The 15457-nt window shown below is 70.8% G+C and carries 17 protein-coding genes; 5 read left to right on the top strand and 12 right to left on the bottom strand.

Annotated features, from left to right (window positions below; genetic code table 11):
* Positions 1-38: 38 nt before the first annotated feature.
* Positions 39-734: an ElyC/SanA/YdcF family protein gene (locus tag WAF18_RS02970; protein WP_337243799.1), complete on the bottom strand. Its 696-nt coding sequence runs from the start codon at positions 732-734 to the stop codon at positions 39-41.
* Between the two features lie 126 nt (positions 735-860).
* On the opposite strand from WAF18_RS02970, the gene WAF18_RS02965 reads away from it, so the two are divergent.
* The 4 genes from WAF18_RS02965 to WAF18_RS02950 all read left to right on the top strand — a co-directional run bounded on the left by WAF18_RS02965 (position 861) and on the right by WAF18_RS02950 (position 5378).
* A complete protein-coding gene (locus tag WAF18_RS02965; RefSeq protein ID WP_337243798.1) occupies positions 861-2060 on the top strand; it encodes a beta-ketoacyl-[acyl-carrier-protein] synthase family protein in 1200 nt (399 codons plus the stop codon).
* Positions 2057-2833, top strand: a complete 777-nt coding sequence (locus tag WAF18_RS02960) for a beta-ketoacyl synthase chain length factor (protein ID WP_337243797.1) — start codon at positions 2057-2059, stop codon at positions 2831-2833. The genes WAF18_RS02965 and WAF18_RS02960 overlap by 4 nt, the downstream gene beginning before the upstream one ends.
* Positions 2830-3660, top strand: coding sequence for a glycosyltransferase family 2 protein (locus WAF18_RS02955; RefSeq protein WP_337243796.1), 831 nt, complete (start codon positions 2830-2832; stop codon positions 3658-3660). The genes WAF18_RS02960 and WAF18_RS02955 overlap by 4 nt, the downstream gene beginning before the upstream one ends.
* 74 nt (positions 3661-3734) lie before the next feature.
* A complete protein-coding gene (locus WAF18_RS02950; protein WP_337243795.1) occupies positions 3735-5378 on the top strand; it encodes a tryptophan 7-halogenase in 1644 nt (547 codons plus the stop codon).
* Positions 5379-5455: 77 nt separating this feature from the next.
* Here the strand turns inward: WAF18_RS02950 and WAF18_RS02945 are convergent, their stop codons facing one another.
* From WAF18_RS02945 to WAF18_RS02895, 11 genes are all read right to left on the bottom strand, one after another.
* Positions 5456-5926 carry a hypothetical protein gene (locus WAF18_RS02945; RefSeq protein WP_337243794.1) on the bottom strand — a complete coding sequence of 157 codons (471 nt, stop codon included), beginning with the start codon at positions 5924-5926 and terminating at the stop codon, positions 5456-5458.
* Between the two features lie 85 nt (positions 5927-6011).
* Positions 6012-6515: a hypothetical protein gene (locus WAF18_RS02940; protein WP_337243793.1), complete on the bottom strand. Its 504-nt coding sequence runs from the start codon at positions 6513-6515 to the stop codon at positions 6012-6014.
* An 87-nt stretch (positions 6516-6602) separates the two neighbouring features.
* Positions 6603-7334, bottom strand: a complete 732-nt coding sequence (gene fabG / locus WAF18_RS02935; RefSeq protein ID WP_337243792.1) for a 3-oxoacyl-ACP reductase FabG — start codon at positions 7332-7334, stop codon at positions 6603-6605.
* 82 nt (positions 7335-7416) lie between these two features.
* Positions 7417-7851, bottom strand: coding sequence for a phosphotransferase (locus tag WAF18_RS02930; RefSeq protein ID WP_337243791.1), 435 nt, complete (start codon positions 7849-7851; stop codon positions 7417-7419).
* The gene (locus WAF18_RS02925; RefSeq protein WP_337243790.1) at positions 7844-10252 is read right to left on the bottom strand and encodes an MMPL family transporter; all 2409 of its coding nucleotides are present in this window, start codon (positions 10250-10252) and stop codon (positions 7844-7846) included. Before WAF18_RS02925 ends, WAF18_RS02930 begins: the two co-directional genes overlap by 8 nt.
* Complete coding sequence (locus tag WAF18_RS02920; protein ID WP_337243789.1) at positions 10249-10926, bottom strand: LolA-related protein; 678 nt, start codon at positions 10924-10926, stop codon at positions 10249-10251. Before WAF18_RS02920 ends, WAF18_RS02925 begins: the two co-directional genes overlap by 4 nt.
* Positions 10883-11863 carry an acyltransferase gene (locus WAF18_RS02915; RefSeq protein ID WP_337243788.1) on the bottom strand — a complete coding sequence of 327 codons (981 nt, stop codon included), beginning with the start codon at positions 11861-11863 and terminating at the stop codon, positions 10883-10885. Before WAF18_RS02915 ends, WAF18_RS02920 begins: the two co-directional genes overlap by 44 nt.
* Positions 11860-12168, bottom strand: a complete 309-nt coding sequence (locus tag WAF18_RS02910; protein ID WP_337243787.1) for a hypothetical protein — start codon at positions 12166-12168, stop codon at positions 11860-11862. Before WAF18_RS02910 ends, WAF18_RS02915 begins: the two co-directional genes overlap by 4 nt.
* 4 nt (positions 12169-12172) lie before the next feature.
* Positions 12173-12883, bottom strand: coding sequence for a lysophospholipid acyltransferase family protein (locus tag WAF18_RS02905; RefSeq protein ID WP_337243942.1), 711 nt, complete (start codon positions 12881-12883; stop codon positions 12173-12175).
* Positions 12884-12991: 108 nt separating this feature from the next.
* A complete protein-coding gene (locus tag WAF18_RS02900; protein ID WP_337243786.1) occupies positions 12992-13675 on the bottom strand; it encodes a ketosynthase in 684 nt (227 codons plus the stop codon).
* The gene (locus WAF18_RS02895; RefSeq protein WP_337243785.1) at positions 13672-13941 is read right to left on the bottom strand and encodes a phosphopantetheine-binding protein; all 270 of its coding nucleotides are present in this window, start codon (positions 13939-13941) and stop codon (positions 13672-13674) included. The genes WAF18_RS02900 and WAF18_RS02895 overlap by 4 nt, the downstream gene beginning before the upstream one ends.
* Before the next feature lie 147 nt (positions 13942-14088).
* Between WAF18_RS02895 and WAF18_RS02890 the strand changes: the two genes are divergently transcribed.
* Positions 14089-15456 (top strand): NAD(P)/FAD-dependent oxidoreductase, encoded by a 1368-nt coding sequence (locus WAF18_RS02890; RefSeq protein ID WP_337243784.1) that lies wholly within the window; start codon positions 14089-14091, stop codon positions 15454-15456.
* The last annotated feature ends 1 nt before the right edge of the window (position 15457 follow it).

Here is a 15457-nt window from a genome sequence, read left to right as displayed (position 1 = left end):
AAAGCGCACCCGCGAGCGTGATCTGGTGCGCCGCTGCCCTACCCCAGCCGCGCGAGCATCCGGCGGTGGCCGATCAGCCGGGCCCAGCGCATCCCCACGTCGGTCCAGCACAGATACGCGGCCTCGCCTGCGATCCGCCACCAGGTCGTCGGACGCCAGGACAGCGCGGGCTCGGCCGCGCACAGCTCCCAGTCCAGGCCCAGGTGGCCAGCAAGCAACGCGCAGCGCGCCAGGTGGTAGCGGCTGCTGAGCAGGGTGACCTGGCCCACGGGCGCCCCGGCCGATTGCGCCAACAGCGCACGCGCGTTGCGCAGATTCTGCAGGGTGTCGCGCGAGCGGTCCTCCAGCAGCAGCGGCGCATCGGCGGCGATCCCGCGCGCCAGCAGCGCCTCGCGGGCGAGCGCCGCCTCGGTCGGGGCGCCCTGGGGCCCACCGCCGAGCAGCAGCAGGCTGCGCGGCGCGCGTGCATCCCACAGCGTCGCGGCCCGGGCCAGGCGCGCCTGGAAATCCGCGTCGAGCCGGCCACCGGGCGCATGCTTGCCGAACAGCAACACGCAGTCCCCGCGCGCCGGCGCGCAGGGGGCATTGCGCGCGACCCGCCACACGTGCACCACGTAGCCCACGTAGACCAAGCCGAGGCTGAGCACGCAGGCACTGCCCGCCACCACCAGCGCATGCAGCGCATCGCGATCGACGAGCAGGCGCAACTGATGCAGCAGGCGAGGACGGGACATGGGAACGGATTTGCGCGGCGGCGGTACTGGGGTGTGCCCTGAATTCTAGCCTCACGCCCGGTGGCTATACTCGGCCGCTTCCCGAGCCGGACCCCCCGCGTGCCCCCATCGCAATCGTTGCCGCCGATGCCGCCCGTCGCCATCCGCGCCTACACCGCCACCACCGCACTGGGCCGCGGCGCAGCGGCGCAGCGCGAGGCCCTGCGCGAACGCAGAGGCGGTCTGCGCCGCAATGATTTCGGTGCGACACCGCTGCCCACCTGGATCGGCCGCGTCGACGGGCTGGAGGACGCCGCGCTGCCGGCCGCCCTGGCGCGCTGGGAATGCCGCAACAACCGGCTGGCCTGGCTGGCACTGCAGCAGGACGGCCTGCCCGACGCGCTCGAGGCCTTGGTGGCACGCCACGGCGCCGACCGGGTCGCGCTGGTGGTCGGCACCTCGACCGCCAGCATCGGTGCCAGCGAGGAGGCCTACGCGCGCGCGGTGACCGGCGACGACGGCACCCGCCGGTTCCCGGACGACTTGGCCCGGCCGATCGTGCATACCCCGCATTCGCTGGGCGATTTCCTGCAACACGCCACCGGGCTGCGCGGCCCCTGCATCACGGTCGCGACCGCGTGTTCGTCGAGCGCGAAGGTCTTCGCGCAGGCGGCGCGGATGATCCAGGCAGGTGTGGTCGACGCGGCGCTGGTGGGCGGCGTGGACACGCTGTGCGGCAGCGTGCTGTTCGGCTTCAACGCACTCGGGCTGGTCTCGCGGGAGCGTTGCCGGCCCTTCGATGCCGCGCGCGACGGGCTGTCGCTCGGCGAGGCCGGCGGTTTCGCATTGCTCGAGCGCCCGGCGCGCGGCGACGACGGCCTGCAACTGTGCGGCTACGGCGAATCGAGCGATGCACACCATATGTCCACGCCGCACCCCGAAGGTCTGGGCGCGATCCTGGCGATGCAGGGCGCGCTCGCCCGTGGCGGTATCGATGCCGGCCAGGTCGGCTATCTCAACCTGCATGGCACCTCGACCCCAGCCAACGACGCGGTCGAAGCGCGCGCGGTCGACACCCTGTTCCCCGCCACGCTGCACGCCAGTTCCACCAAGGGTTGGACCGGCCACACGCTCGGCGCGGCCGGCATCGTCGAATCGGTGTTCGCACTGACCGCGCTCGAGCACGGCCTGCTGCCGGGCATCCTCGAATCGCAGGTGCACGACCCGGCATGCGGCCCGCAGATCCGGTTCGACAATGCCCAGCGCACGATCAACTACGCCATGAACAATTCGTTCGGCTTCGGCGGCAACAACTGCGCACTGCTGTTCGGCAAGGCGGCCGCATGAGCACGCTGACTGCCACCATCGCCGGGATCGGCTTCTGGAACGACGGCCTGCCCGATTGGTCGGCCGCGCAGGCCTTCGCCGCCACCGGCGCGCTGCCCGACGCCGCGCCCGCCCGGCCATCGCCACAGTTGCTCGCACCCAACGAGCGACGACGTGCGCCCGGTTCGGTCGCGGTCGCACTGGAGGTGGCGCTTGCCGCCTGCCAAGCCGCTGGCCGCGAGCCGGCGTCGCTGCCGTCGGTCTTCGCCTCCACCCACGGCGAACTGGCGATCACCGACTACATGTGCGAAACGCTCGCACAGGACCCAACCGCGATCTCGCCGACCAAGTTCCACAACTCGGTGCACAACGCGGCGGCCGGCTACTGGACGATCGGCGCCGGATGCACCGAGGCCACGACCGCGATCAGCGCCTACGACGCCACGTTCGCGCAGGGCCTGGTGGAAGCCATGCTGCAGCTCGCGGCTGGCAGCAAGGCGGTGTTGCTGGTGGCCTACGACGGCACAGCCGCCGGCCTGCTGTCGACGATGTCGCCCAGCGAGGGCCTGCTCGGCGGCGCGCTGGTGCTCACGCGCGAGGGCAATGGCCCGCGGTTGTCGGCGACGCTGCGCGACGGCGACGCCCGTCCTCAGCCCGGCCCGCTGTCGGCTCGCGCGCCGGGCAATGCGATGGCGCAGATGCTGCCCCTGTTCGATGCACTGGCCACCGGAGGCGACCGCGCGGTTCTGCGCGCCGGCCCGCACCGCGAGCTGGTACTGGAGATCCAGCGATGACCGTTCCCGCCCTGCACCGCGGCAATGTCGCGGTGGTCGTGCCCGCGCTCAACGAGGCGCTGCGGATCGCCGAGGTCGTCAGTGGCGCGCTGGCGCATTGCGACCACGTGATCGTGGTCGACGACGGCTCCGACGACGCCACGCCCGAGATCGTCGCTGCACTACCGGTCACGCTGCTGCGCCATGCCGCCCGGATGGGCAAGGGCGCGGCCTTGCGCGCCGGCTTTGCCGAAGCCCGACGCCGCGGGTTCGCCGCAGTGGTGACGATGGATGGCGATGGCCAGCACCGCGCCAGCGACATCCCGCGTCTGATCGAGGCCGCCAACCGCCATCCCAACTGCATCGTCAACGGCGCGCGACTGCGCAAGCGCAGCACCCAGCCCTGGTACCGGCGCCTGGGCAACGATTTCGGCGACTGGGGCATCGCCTGGGGCTGTGGCTATCGCCTCGTCGACAGCCAGAGCGGCCAGCGCCTGTATCCGGCCAATGTGCTGGCATTGCAGGACGTGCCGGGCGAAGGCTTCGTGTTCGAGGCGCAGATCCTGATCTCGGCCGCTCGCGAACTGGGCTGCGGCGTGGTGTCGGTGCCGGTCGAGACTCGCTACCACAGCGTCGATTCCGACGAGCAGTTCCGCAAGAGCCATTTCCGGCTGTTCCACGACCTCTACCAGATCACCTCGCACGTCGTCGGCCAGGTGCTGGCGCATGGCGATCTGGTCGGCGTCTACCGGCGCAAGCGTCGCCGGCCGCCGGTGATCTTCGATCCCGGCGCTGCGCCTCCCGCACCCGACCACGCCCCCGCACCCGATTCCCCACTGGCCGGCTGAGCCGCCACATGGCCTGCGGTAGGCTGGCACCAAGCCGGCGCTGACGGCCCCGACGCATACAGGATGTCCGCACCATGGCCACGCCCCCGAGTTCCGATACCGCGACCGCCACCACCGACGTGCTCATCCTCGGTGGCGGGCTGGCGGGCCTGACCCTGGCGCTGCAACTGCGCGACCGCACGCCGTCGTTGTCGGTCGCGGTCGTCGAACGTCGTACGCATCCTGTGCGAGAGGCTGCGCACAAGGTCGGTGAGTCGACCGTCGAGATCGGCGCGCACTACTTCGCCGACGTGCTCGGACTGCGCGAACACCTGGACACCGAGCAGATCCGCAAGTTCGGCTTCCGCTTCTTCTTCTCCGAAGGCGCCGACCAGGTCGACCGCTGCACCGAAATGGGCGTGAGCCAGCTGATGCCCACGCCGTCGTGGCAGATCGACCGCGGCCGTTTCGAGAACTATCTGGGCGAGCGCGCATGCGCGCGCGGCGTGCGCTTCGACCACGGCGCAGTGGTGCGCGGCATCGAGCTGGCCGATGACGACGGCGACCACGTCGTCTGTGTCGAGCACGACGGCGAAATCCGCGAAATGCGCTGCCGCTGGCTCGTCGACGCCAGCGGACGCGCCGGTCTGCTCAAGCGCAAGCTCGACCTCGCCCAAGCCAACGACCACGATGCCAATGCGGTGTGGTGGCGCGTGGACGGCATCGTCGACCCCAATGCCTGGTCGCAGGACGCGCACTGGCTGCAGCGCTGCGACCCACCGGACCGCTGGCGCTCGACCAACCACATGTGCGGCCCGGGCTACTGGTTCTGGCTGATCCCACTGTCATCGGGCGCGCATTCGCTGGGCATCGTCTGCGACGCAAAGATGCATCCGCTCGAGACGATGAACACCCACGCCAAGGCGATGGATTGGCTGCGGCTCCACCAGCCGCAGGTCGCGGCCAGCCTGGACCGCGCCGAACATACGCTTCAGGATTTCCTGTTCCTGCGCCACTTCTCGCACGGCGTCAAACAGGTGTTCTCGGGCCGCCGCTGGGCGCTGACCGGCGAGGCCGGGCTGTTCCTCGATCCGTTCTATTCGCCAGGCAGCGATTTCATCGCGATCAGCAATACCTACATCTGCGATCTGATCGGCAAGTCGCACGCCGGCCTCGATGTCAGCCGGCATGCCGAGCTGTACCAGCAGCTGTACTTCTCGTTCTACGAGAACACCATGACGCTCTACCAGGACCAGTACGCGCTGTTTGGCGATGCGCAGGTCATGCCGCTGAAGGTCATCTGGGATTACACCTACTACTGGGCGGTGCTGTCGCCGCTGTTCTTCGCCGACCGGCTGACCGATCTGGCGACGCTGGGCCGCTTGCGACCGGCGTTCGCCGACGCCCGCGCGCTCAACCTGGCGCTACAACCGCTGCTGCGCGAGTGGGGCGAACGCAATGCCGGTGGCGCGGCGCCGCAGGTCCGCTCGCTCGACCAGTTCGATATCGCTTGGTTCCGCGACATGAACCGCGCGCTGGCCGACCGACTCGACACCGACGCATTCGTCGCACGCATCGGCGACAACGTCGCGCGCATGCGGGCGTTGGCCGGCGAGATCCTGACCCACGCCCGCATCGTGCATCCGCAGATCGCCGACCACGGCCTGGCGGCGCTGTTGGCCGGCCCCGCGGTACCTGAGACGTCGTTGGCCCCTCACTGGTACGCCGACGCGGCCTGAGACTGGCGTCGTCCCCGAACGGACGCCCGGGACAGGGCGGTTGCCACGGTCTTGCTGAGGCTGGCGCCTTGCTGAGGTCAGCGCACCGGAGGCGGCGGCGTCATCGGTCCCGGCGGCGGCGGATCGGACACCCAGATCGCGATTCCGCTGGCGTACTTCTGCCGCGGACTGATGTCCACGCCGACGCCGGCGGCCGAGAACGAGCGGCCACCGCCGCGGCCCAGGCCGCCGCCGACGCTGACGCCGCCGCTGCGCTCGCCATCGGCGGTGCCCTGAAACAGCACGCCGTTGGCGCCGAGCTTGGCGGCCTCGTTGCGCAGCTTCTGCAACACCGAGTCGGTCTTGTTCTGCTCGCCATAGGTCAGTGCGCCGCTGCTGGTGTTGAGGATCGCGATTTCCTCGTAGTGGCCCGGCGGCGGCCCGTGATAGATCCGGACCTGGGCCGGGTCGATCGGCGCGCGCGGCGTGCCGGTGAGGACGTGGGAGCTGGCGCAGCCGGCGATCGCCGCCACGGCCAGCAGAAGCGACAGGGTGCGAACGATGCGCATGGCGGTGCCTCGACTCGTGGGTGCCCGGATGGGCGCCGGCCGATCATCGCCCGCCCGACCTGAAGCCGGCGTGGATGGTGCCGGCTCAGCCGCCCTGCCCGATCCGCGCACCGTCCACCGGATTGCGCAGCCAGCGTTTGATGTGCCAGGTCAGTGCGCGGAAGTTCGCATTCATCTGGAAACAGCCGCTGGTCAGGCCGCCACCATGCCCCTGCATCACGCCATTGAAGCCCGACACCCGCACGCCGTCCTCGTACAGCGCCCCGCGTACGCGTAGCGTCTGGGTGTGCTCGATGAACCAGTTGCCGCTCCACAGCGCGTCGACGATCTCGACCTTCAGCACCCGGCCCTGCATGTCGGCCAGCGGCGCCTGCGCGGGCTCGGCGACCTTGCGCAGTTCGCGCACCAGCGCCTGGGTGAAGTTGCCATCGATGTCGCAGTGTTCGAGGAGTTCGGCGTCGATGTCGGCGCCCGCGACCACAGGCACCGGTACCTCGAGCCGCATCAGGTCGCGCGCATGGGCCGGCAACAAGGCGGCGGCCAGCAGGCCGGTCGACAGCAAGCTGGTCAACAGCAGGGGATAGCGCATGGGATCCTCCCGAGGGCGCCGTGGCGGCGCGGTCCAGTGTGCGAACGGCCCGGGGCGTGCATCGGGGTCACGCGCCGTGGCCGCGGCTCAGCCCATCGCGCCGTTGATGCCGATCACCTGGCCGTTGATGTAGCCGGCCGCATCCGAGCACAGGAAGCCGACCAGCGCGGCGACCTCGTCGGGCGTGCCCGCACGCCCCGCCGGCACGATCTGCTTGACCATCTCCTCGGGGAACGCGTCCTGGGCCATGCTGCCGGCAATCACACCGGGCGCGACCACGTTGACGGCGATGCCGCGGCTGGCCATCTCGCGCGACAGCGACTTCGACGCACCATGCAAGGCCGCCTTCGCCGCGGCGTAGTTGGTCTGGCCGCGATTGCCGAGCACGGCCGCCACCGACGACACGCTGACGATGCGTCCCCAGCGCTTGCGCGCCATCGGCAGCAGCAGCGGCTGAGTGACGTGGAAGAACCCGTGTAGGGAGACATCGATCACCCGCTTCCACTGCGCTTCGGACATGCCCGCCATCGGCGCGTCGTCATGGATGCCGGCGTTGTTGACCACGATCTGGATCGCGCCGGCCTCGAGCAGCGTTTCGAGTGCGCGGCGCGTGGCTTCGCCGTCGACGACATCAAAGACCACGGCTTCGGCGCTGCCGCCGGCCTCGACGATTGCGTCGACGACCGCCTGCGCCCGTGTGCGATTGCCATTGGCATGGACGATCACATGGTGGCCATCGGCGGCGAGACGCCGGCAGATCGCACCGCCGAGGTCGCCGCTGCCGCCAGTGACGAGCGCGCGCTTGATTGACGTGTTCATGGAGCGATTCTAGCCTCGCCTTCGTGATGCGCTGAAGCGGGCGTCGCGGCGGCTGCGCCCTCCGCAACGGTCGCATGCGCTCTCACGTCCCCAGCATCACCGCCGCACGGCCCTCGGCCAACAGCACGCCGTCGCAGGCGATCCGGAACGCGTACTGCTGGCTGTCGTCGGATTCGACCAGCACCTCGGCCACGCATTCCAGATCCCCTGCCAGATCATCGATGCGGGCGACGTGCAGCTGCACGCCGCGCAGCGCGACCAGCATGCCCGGCCGGACCCGGCCACCGGACTGGCGCGCGCGCAGGCCACCGTGGACCGCCATCGCCTGCGCGCCGTATTCGCACAGATGCAGCGCGCGCAGCCGGCCGTCGCTACGCAGCGGATGGTCGGGCGCGCGATGACCGGCGCTGCGCAGCGTCACGCTGGCCGCGTCCCAGGCCACGACCGTGTCCCACAGACACATCGCGCCCTGGTGCGGGATCATCGAGGCGATCGCGTCGCGGTCGAGCTCACTCATGCATCGGCACCTGTTCCGAGCGTGCAGCCTCGATCGCACCGCGATGGCGTGCGACCAGCAACGACAGCACGAAATTGAAGACCACGCCGAGCGCCACGGTGCTGCCGATCGCGCGCAGCACCGGGATCGACGACAGACCCAGCAGGCTGAACACCAGCAGCGTCATCAGGGTGCAGACCACGATCGCGTGCAGCGTGCGGATCTGATCGTCGCGGTCATCGCCGGCATGCTCGAAGAACAGCGCGTAATCCAGGCCGAGGCCGGCGGCGAGGATCAGCGCGACCAGATGGAACAGCGTCAGTTCGACGCCGGCCAAGCGCAGCACTGCGATCACGACCAGCAGCGTCAGCAGGGTCGGCAACAGCACCCGCCAGACGCGGCGCGGGCTGCGCAGCGCGACCCAGACGGTGGCGATCAACAGCACCAGCGCCACTGCCATCGCGGCCACGACGCGGCCGCGGTACTCGACCACCAGCGATTCGGACGCGGCCTTCATGTCGAGCAGGCGCAGATCGACGCCGGGGCTGCGCGCCTGCGCGACCAACGCCTCGAGATCGGACGGGGCGTCGAGGCCGCTGAGCGAGACCAGCGCGGTGCTGCGGCCGTCGCGCTCGAGCAACAGGCCCGAGACCGCGGTCGCCAGCGGCGAGCCGGCCAGGTCCTCACGGGTCAAGGGCGGTGCGGTCTTGGCGCGCGCGACATCGGCGACGAAAGGCTCGAAGGCATCGTCGTTGAATGCCGAGCCGGCAAGCGCGTCGGCGAGCATCGCACGCAGCGCCGCGGCGTCGGGCAGCGCCGCCTGACGGGCGCGCTGCAGCTCGGCACTGGGCAGGTAGCGCGCGGCCATGTCGTAACTGTCGAGCCGTCCGATGGCGATCAGCGCATCGAGTTCCGGGCGCAGCGCGGCGGTCGCCGCCAGCGCCGCGTCGCGCTCACGCGCCTGCGCGACCAGGACAAACCGCACGTCGGGCGCCCCCAGCTCGGCGCGCAGCTCCGCATCGCGCTGCATCGACGCCGCATCGACCGGGGTCAGCTTGGACAGGTCGTTCTGCCAGACCTCGCCCGGCGCGAACGCGATCGCCAGCCCCGAGGCCAACGCGAGGACGGCCAGCGACCACGTCGGCCGCGGCAGCGTCTCGATCCAGTGCCACAGCCGTTGCAGCCGCAGCGACGCGGCGATGTCGGGCGGCGACGGGTCGACCAGGCCCGGCAGCAGATAGCGCGTGGTCAACGCAGCCACCACCAGCGCCGCGATCGTGAATACCGCCAACTGGCGCAGGCCATCGACGCCGGAGAACAGGAACGTCGCGTAGGCGATGCAGGTGGCGATCACGCCGGTCGACAGCGCCGGCCACAGGCCGCGCACGTTACGCCACGGCGACAGGCCGGCACGCTGGTGACTGAAGAAGTGGATCGGATAGTCCTGCACGACGCCGATCAGGGTGAAGCCGAAGGCGATCGTGATGCCATGCACGCCGCCGGGAAACAGCAGCGCGACCGCGGTCAGGCCGGCAATACCGGCGCTCGCCAGCGGCAGCACGCCCAGCAGCGGCATCTTCCAACTGCGATAGGCGATCAACAGCAGCACGATCAGGCCCAGGGTGTCGACCAGACCGATGCGCTGCGCCTCGGTCTGGGTCCGGCTGCCGATGTCGACCGAGAACGCGCCGGGACCGACGACTTCAAGCCTGGCCGCGCTGCCACGGGCCTGCTCGGCGAAGGTCTCGCGGATCGTGCCGACGGCATCGAGCTGGCCGGTGGGGTCGAAGCCGGCCGCGCGGGTTTCCACCAGCAACAGCGCGTGGGTGCCGGCGCGGTCGAACCAGACCTCGTGCAGCCGCTGCGGGGCGCCGGCCGGTTGCCAGGCCTCGGCCAGGGCCAGGACCTCGAGGGTGGGATCGGCGGGCAGCAGCGGCTCGACGAGCCCGGCGGCCGGCGAGCCGAGATCCTGCAGGCGCGCATCGAGCGCATCGCGCAGGGCGTCGGCATCCAGCGGCGCGGCGTCGAAGGAATCGGTCAGCAGATAGCGGTAGGGCAGCAGGCGCTCGGGGAAGGCATCCAGCCCGGCCTCGCCGCCGTTGGTTACCAGCGTGAAGCGCGCATCACCGGCCAGCGCATCGTGCAGTGCGCGCGAGCGTGCGGCCAAGGCTTCGGGCGCTTCGCCCGAGATCGCCAGCATCAGCAGCCGTGAGCCCGGCCCGTCGCCGAGTTCGTCGATCAGCAGCCGCTGCTCGGGTGTGCGTGCATCGGGCAGGAAGCGGCGCAGGTCGCCGCTGAACTCCAGCGCCTGCCCGGCCACCCAGCTCAGCGCGGCCAGCGCCAGCAGCCAGGCGGCGGCCAGGCCCAGCCGCAGCCGCGGCCGCTGCAGCAGCCGCTCGCGAAAACCCGGCCCCCTGCTCAACGCGGCACGTCGTGGCACAGCCGCCGCGCGGCCTCGGGCGAATCGACCGCCGCGGCATCGCCCGCGGCTCCGCCCAGCAGCGTCGGCTGGGGATCGCCTTGCTTGGGCTGGGTCTCGATGCAGCGCAGCTCGGCATCGCGGCCACGCAGCACGATCGCGGTCAGCCGGCTGGCGGCGCGCGGATCGCGCGGCGTCAGTCGCAAGGTCCAGTCGGCAGGCACGCCATCGGCCTGAAGCGCGTACAGCGCTTCAAGCGCTTTGCGGTCGCCGGCGAGCAGCGCACCGAAGCTGTCCTGCAACGCCGCCAGCTCGGGCACGCGTGCGAGCGAGAACGTGCGCGGTGCACGTCCCTCGCGCGCGATCGTCGCCTCGCCGCCGCGGATCGTCGTGGTCTCGGCGTAGGGGCTGCGCACCTCGCGCACCAGGGTGCCGGCATCGGGGCGGCGGTACTCGCCGACCAGAGCGAGCGGCCGTTTGAGCATCGAGGACGTGCGCAATTCGACGAACGGCGTCGCACTCGGCCCGGACTGGGTCAGCCGCTGCAGGATCCAGTCGGCATCGACACTGCGCGGTGCGACGGCGGCCGGCGCCGGCACGCGATCGCGCGATTGACCGGCGCGCAGCGGGGCGTCAACGGTCTGCGCCGCGCTCCAGGTCGGGGCCAGGGCCAGCATCGCCAGCAGCAGGCAAGGCGCCCGCCACCGAAGCGCGGGCGTCGCGTTTCCAGAAGTCATAGAAATTGAACCAGTTGTAGGGAGCGCTGCGCGCATGATGCTCCAGACGCGCGGCGTAACGGCAGATGAGCGCGGCCACCCCGCGCATGCGTTCGCGCCGCGGTAGATCGACGCCTTCGCTGAAAGGCTCGAACACCAGGTCGTAACGGTTGCCGCCGCGGTACAGGCCGAAGGCCAGCATCACCGGCACCTTCAGCACCGAGGCGAGCAACCAGGGCGCGACCGGAAATGGCGCCGGCGCACCGAAGAACGGCACCTCGAGCGTCGCACCGCCCTCCTGGCTGCGATCGACCAGCAGCGCGACCATCGCCCCTTGCGTCAGCGCGCCCTGGATCGCCAGCGCGACCGAAGGCCCATCGGCGCCGGCATCGATCACGGTCGCGGCGACTTCAGGGTTGAGCGCCTCGAGCAATTCGGTCACCGCACGGCCGTGTGCGCGGTCGAGCACGACACGGATCGGCGTGTCGGGACGCTGGCGCGCGAGCACGCGCAGCACCTCGAAGCTGCCCAGGTGCGAGCCGAACAGCAGCACGCCGCGTCCGGCTTCGAGATGCCGGTGCAGCGTCGGCAAGCCCTCGGTGCGCACGTCGAACCGGCGCGTGGACTCGCTGAGCAGATAGATCCGGTCCAGGATCGTCGCGGCGAAGGTGTGAATGTGGCGGGCGACCTCGCCCAGCGTCGCAGGACGGCCGAACACCCGCGAGAGGTAGGCCCGCGAGTCGCGTCGCTCCGCGCCCCGGCGCAGCAGAAAGTACAGCGTGATCGGATACAGCAGCGCGCGCGCCGGCGTGCGCCCACAGCATCGGCCGATGTTGCGGATCAGCGACAGCGCGAACCGCCCGCCGCCCTCGCGGCGGCGCTTCCACTCGCTGCTCATGCCGATGCCGGGCTCGCCGCGGCGATCTCGCCCGACGCCAGCAGCGTGCCGTCGCGCTCGACCCGGAACCGCCAGCGCGGCCCCTGCCCCGCGATCGGCTCAAGCCGGATCGCCGCGGTCTGCTCGGGCAGCAGTGGCTGCACGAACTTCACCTGCGGCAGGCGCAACGCACCCAAGGGGCCATGCAGCGCTTCGATCGCCGCGACCACGCGGTCGAGGATCACCACGCCCGGCACCACCGGCCGGCCGGGGAAATGGCCGGGCAGGCAGGGATGCGTTGCCTCGATGACGAGCGCGTCAGCCACCACCTCAGCGCTCCAGCATCGTGGCAACCGCGGCCTGGGCTTCCTGTGCCACGGCCTGGCGGCCGGCGGCGCCGGTGCGGCCGGCGACCGGGATGGGCCGCCCGACCACGGCGCGCATCGGCCCGCGGCGCACACGGAAGAACCCCTGCACCGGCAGCACCGCGCCGGTGCCGTGCAGCGCGATGGGCAGCACGTCGACGCCGGCATCGATCGCGGCCTGGAACGAGCCGGACTTGAATTCGCCGAGCCGGCCATCGCGCGAGCGCGTGCCCTCGGGGAACAGGCACAGCGTATGGCCCGCCCCCAGCACCTGGGCGACCTGACGTCGCAACTGCGGGCCGGCGCGGCGGTCGTCGCGGCTGATGAACAGCATGCCGGTCGCGCGGGCGTAGAGATTGAGGAACGGCACTCGCCGCATTTCCTCCTTGAGCAGGAAGCGCAGCGGCACCGGCACCGCCATGAACAGCACGCAGATGTCGAGCACTGATTCGTGGTTGGCCACCACCAGATACGGCCGTGACCAATCGACTGCGTCGGCGCCCTCAATCGTCAGCCCGCCGGCCGGCCCGACCAGACCCGGCGCCCAGCGCGTGCGCGCCATGTCCAGCGCCAGTCCGCTGCGCCCGGTGATCGCCTGCAGGCACAGGGCCACGCTGATCCAGCCCGCCGTCCAGAGCAGGGTGAACAGGAACTGGAGCGCATTCAACGCGAGCATCGGCAGGGCGGTGCGGGTCGCCGTTCCCGGCTCGGCGCGGGTCTGTCGGTATTCCATTGGGGCGCTAGGATACGGGGATCGCGCCCGGACTGCGCGTGCCGGCCGGTTTCAGCGCAGCAGGTCGCGCCAGAACACCGGCCCGAGCCCCACGAGCTTGCGCAGGAAATCCGCGAAACTGTGGTAGCGGCCCGGGAAACGCCGTTTGCGGACCATGAACTCGAGCGCGAAAAAGCCGCCAATGACCCCGTAGTTGAGCAGGTTGGCGAACCAGGACCACTGCTCGGGGGTGATCGGCCAGGGCGAGGGGACACCGAGGCGTTCGAGCAGCCCGCCGGGACTGGCGACAAGCGCCAACCCCAGGTTGGCCGCGGCCATCGCCACCAGCACCGCGGCCCAGGCCGCGGTCAGGCTGCGGGTGTAGCGCCGCAGGTCCGGTGCGATGTCCTGCGCATCCCCCCCCTCGATCCCGGCCACGATCCGGGTGATCAGCGGCTCGACCCCGGGGCGCAGGGTCCGGGCGAAGATCCAGGCGATCGCCAGCACGAACACCACCGGCACCAGCAGCAGCGGCAACGCGGCCTGGCCGGCGTCGTACAGCGCGTACGCCCCCCAGCCGGCCAGTGGCAGCGCCGCAAACGCCCACAGCCGGCGGTGCAGCAGCGGTTCGACCAGCAGCATCGCGATCAGCAGGCCCAGCGCGGCGAGCGCGCAGCCGTCGTGCTGCCACAGGCTGGCCAGGTGGGCCAGGACCGCGTAGCCCAGGGCCAGCAGCAGTTGCAGCAGGGCGATCAAGTGGTGCGGTGCTGCTCGACGTGGGCAGACAGCGCCCGCAGCGAGGCGAAGATCCGGCGGTTCTCGTCGTTGTCCGAGCGCAGCTGGAAGCCATAGCGCTTGCTCACCGCCAGCGCCAGTTCCAGCGCATCGATCGAGTCCAGGCCCAGCCCGGCATTGAATAGCGGCGCCTCGGGATCGATGTCGCCGGGCTGAACGTCTTCCAGGTTCAGGCTTTCGACCAGCAACTGCGCGAGCGCGTGCTCGGCCTCGGTTTGTGCGGACATGCGGTGTTCCATGGATGGGCAGGTCGCCACGATCCGGCATCGGGCCTGGCCGCGCAAGCGCCCGGTGCCGAGGCTCCCCGCCGCGCGGCGGTCCACCGGCCTTCCGCTATGATGCGCGCCTGCTCTGGCCGACCGCTGTTTCCCTGGATGACCCCCGCCCCGACCGTTGCCGACGATGTTTCCGCCCCGCAGGTCGACGTGGTGATCATCGGCGGCGGGCCGGCCGGCAGCACCGCGGCGGCCCTGCTCGCGCGTGCTGGTCACCAGGTGGTCGTGCTGGAGAAGGACGCCCATCCCCGGTTCCACATCGGTGAGTCGCTGTTGCCGATGAACATGCCGATCCTCGAGGAACTGGGTGTGCTCGACCAGGTCCGCGCGATCGGCGTGCACAAGGCCGGCGCCGACTTTCCGCTGCCCGGCGAGGCCAAGAGCCATGTATTCCGCTTCACCCGCACGCTCACGCCCGGCCCCGATGCCGCCGTGCACGTGCGCCGCGACCAGTTCGACCAGGTCCTGTTCGAGCACGCGCGCGCCTGTGGCGCGGACATGCACGAGTGCACGCGCGTGGTGCACGTGGCATTCGGCGCGGACGGCCGGCCCGAACGCGTGGATGCAATCAAAGCCGATGGCAGCACGCTGGCGCTGCGGCCGCGCTACCTGATCGACGCCAGCGGCCGCGATACCGTGGTGGCGTCGCAGCGCCGGATCAAGCGCAAGAATCGGACGCACCAGTCAGCGGCGCTGTTCAGCCATTTTCGGGGCGTGGCCCGCCAGCCCGGCGTGGATGCCGGCAACATCACCATCGCGCGCTTCGAGCATGGCTGGTTCTGGCTCATCCCGTTGCCCGACGACGTGATGAGCGTGGGCGCGGTGTGCTTGCCCGAATACCTGCGCCAGCGCAGCACCGACGGCGGCCGCATCGACAACGAGACGCTGCTGATGCGCACGCTGGAGGCCAACCCGGCGGTGCGTGCGCGCATGCAAGGCGCCGAGCGCATCGCCCCTGTCCACGCCACGGGCAATTATTCCTATTCCGCCACGCGCATGGCCGGGCCGGGCTGGATCCTGATCGGCGATGCCTACGCGTTCGTCGATCCGATCTTCTCCTCGGGCGTGTTCCTGGCCATGGACAGCGCCCGCCAGGCTGCCGCGCTGGTCGATGCGTCGCTGCGCACGCCGGCGCGCGAGGTCGGGCTGCAGCGCGCGATGCAGGCGCGTCTCGAACGCGGCCTGCGACACTTCACGTGGTTCATCTATCGCTTCAACACGCCGGTCATGCAGCGGCTGTTCTCGGCGCCCCGCAACGATCTGCAACTGGAGCAGGCGGTGATCTCGATGTTGGCCGGAGATGTTTTCGACAATGCGGCGGTGCGCTGGCGCCTGTACGTATTCCGCATGATCTACGCGATCAACGCGCTCGCGATCGCGCCGCAGGCGCTGCGCGGCTGGCGCACGCGGCGCCGGCAGGCCCGTGTCGCCTTCCGCGGCGACACGCTCCAAGGCGGCAACCCGTGAA

The sequence above is a fragment of the Luteimonas sp. gir genome (genome assembly GCF_037198055.1).
GTDB lineage: Bacteria > Pseudomonadota > Gammaproteobacteria > Xanthomonadales > Xanthomonadaceae > Luteimonas > Luteimonas citri_A.
This window is presented reverse-complemented; position numbering and strand designations above follow the sequence as displayed.

Excerpts from the sequence above, each read along its gene's own strand:
- WAF18_RS02970 (WP_337243799.1), bottom strand. The coding sequence starts at position 734 with ATGTCCCGTCCTCGCCTGCTGCATCAGTTGCGCCTGCTCGTCGATCGC.
- WAF18_RS02965 (WP_337243798.1), top strand. The coding sequence starts at position 861 with ATGCCGCCCGTCGCCATCCGCGCCTACACCGCCACCACCGCACTGGGC.
- WAF18_RS02960 (WP_337243797.1), top strand. The coding sequence starts at position 2,057 with ATGAGCACGCTGACTGCCACCATCGCCGGGATCGGCTTCTGGAACGAC.
- WAF18_RS02955 (WP_337243796.1), top strand. The coding sequence starts at position 2,830 with ATGACCGTTCCCGCCCTGCACCGCGGCAATGTCGCGGTGGTCGTGCCC.
- WAF18_RS02950 (WP_337243795.1), top strand. The coding sequence starts at position 3,735 with ATGGCCACGCCCCCGAGTTCCGATACCGCGACCGCCACCACCGACGTG.
- WAF18_RS02945 (WP_337243794.1), bottom strand. The coding sequence starts at position 5,926 with ATGCGCATCGTTCGCACCCTGTCGCTTCTGCTGGCCGTGGCGGCGATC.
- WAF18_RS02940 (WP_337243793.1), bottom strand. The coding sequence starts at position 6,515 with ATGCGCTATCCCCTGCTGTTGACCAGCTTGCTGTCGACCGGCCTGCTG.
- fabG (WP_337243792.1), bottom strand. The coding sequence starts at position 7,334 with ATGAACACGTCAATCAAGCGCGCGCTCGTCACTGGCGGCAGCGGCGAC.
- WAF18_RS02930 (WP_337243791.1), bottom strand. The coding sequence starts at position 7,851 with ATGAGTGAGCTCGACCGCGACGCGATCGCCTCGATGATCCCGCACCAG.
- WAF18_RS02920 (WP_337243789.1), bottom strand. The coding sequence starts at position 10,926 with ATGCTGGCCCTGGCCCCGACCTGGAGCGCGGCGCAGACCGTTGACGCC.
- WAF18_RS02915 (WP_337243788.1), bottom strand. The coding sequence starts at position 11,863 with ATGAGCAGCGAGTGGAAGCGCCGCCGCGAGGGCGGCGGGCGGTTCGCG.
- WAF18_RS02905 (WP_337243942.1), bottom strand. The coding sequence starts at position 12,883 with ATGCTCGCGTTGAATGCGCTCCAGTTCCTGTTCACCCTGCTCTGGACG.
- WAF18_RS02895 (WP_337243785.1), bottom strand. The coding sequence starts at position 13,941 with ATGTCCGCACAAACCGAGGCCGAGCACGCGCTCGCGCAGTTGCTGGTC.
- WAF18_RS02890 (WP_337243784.1), top strand. The coding sequence starts at position 14,089 with ATGACCCCCGCCCCGACCGTTGCCGACGATGTTTCCGCCCCGCAGGTC.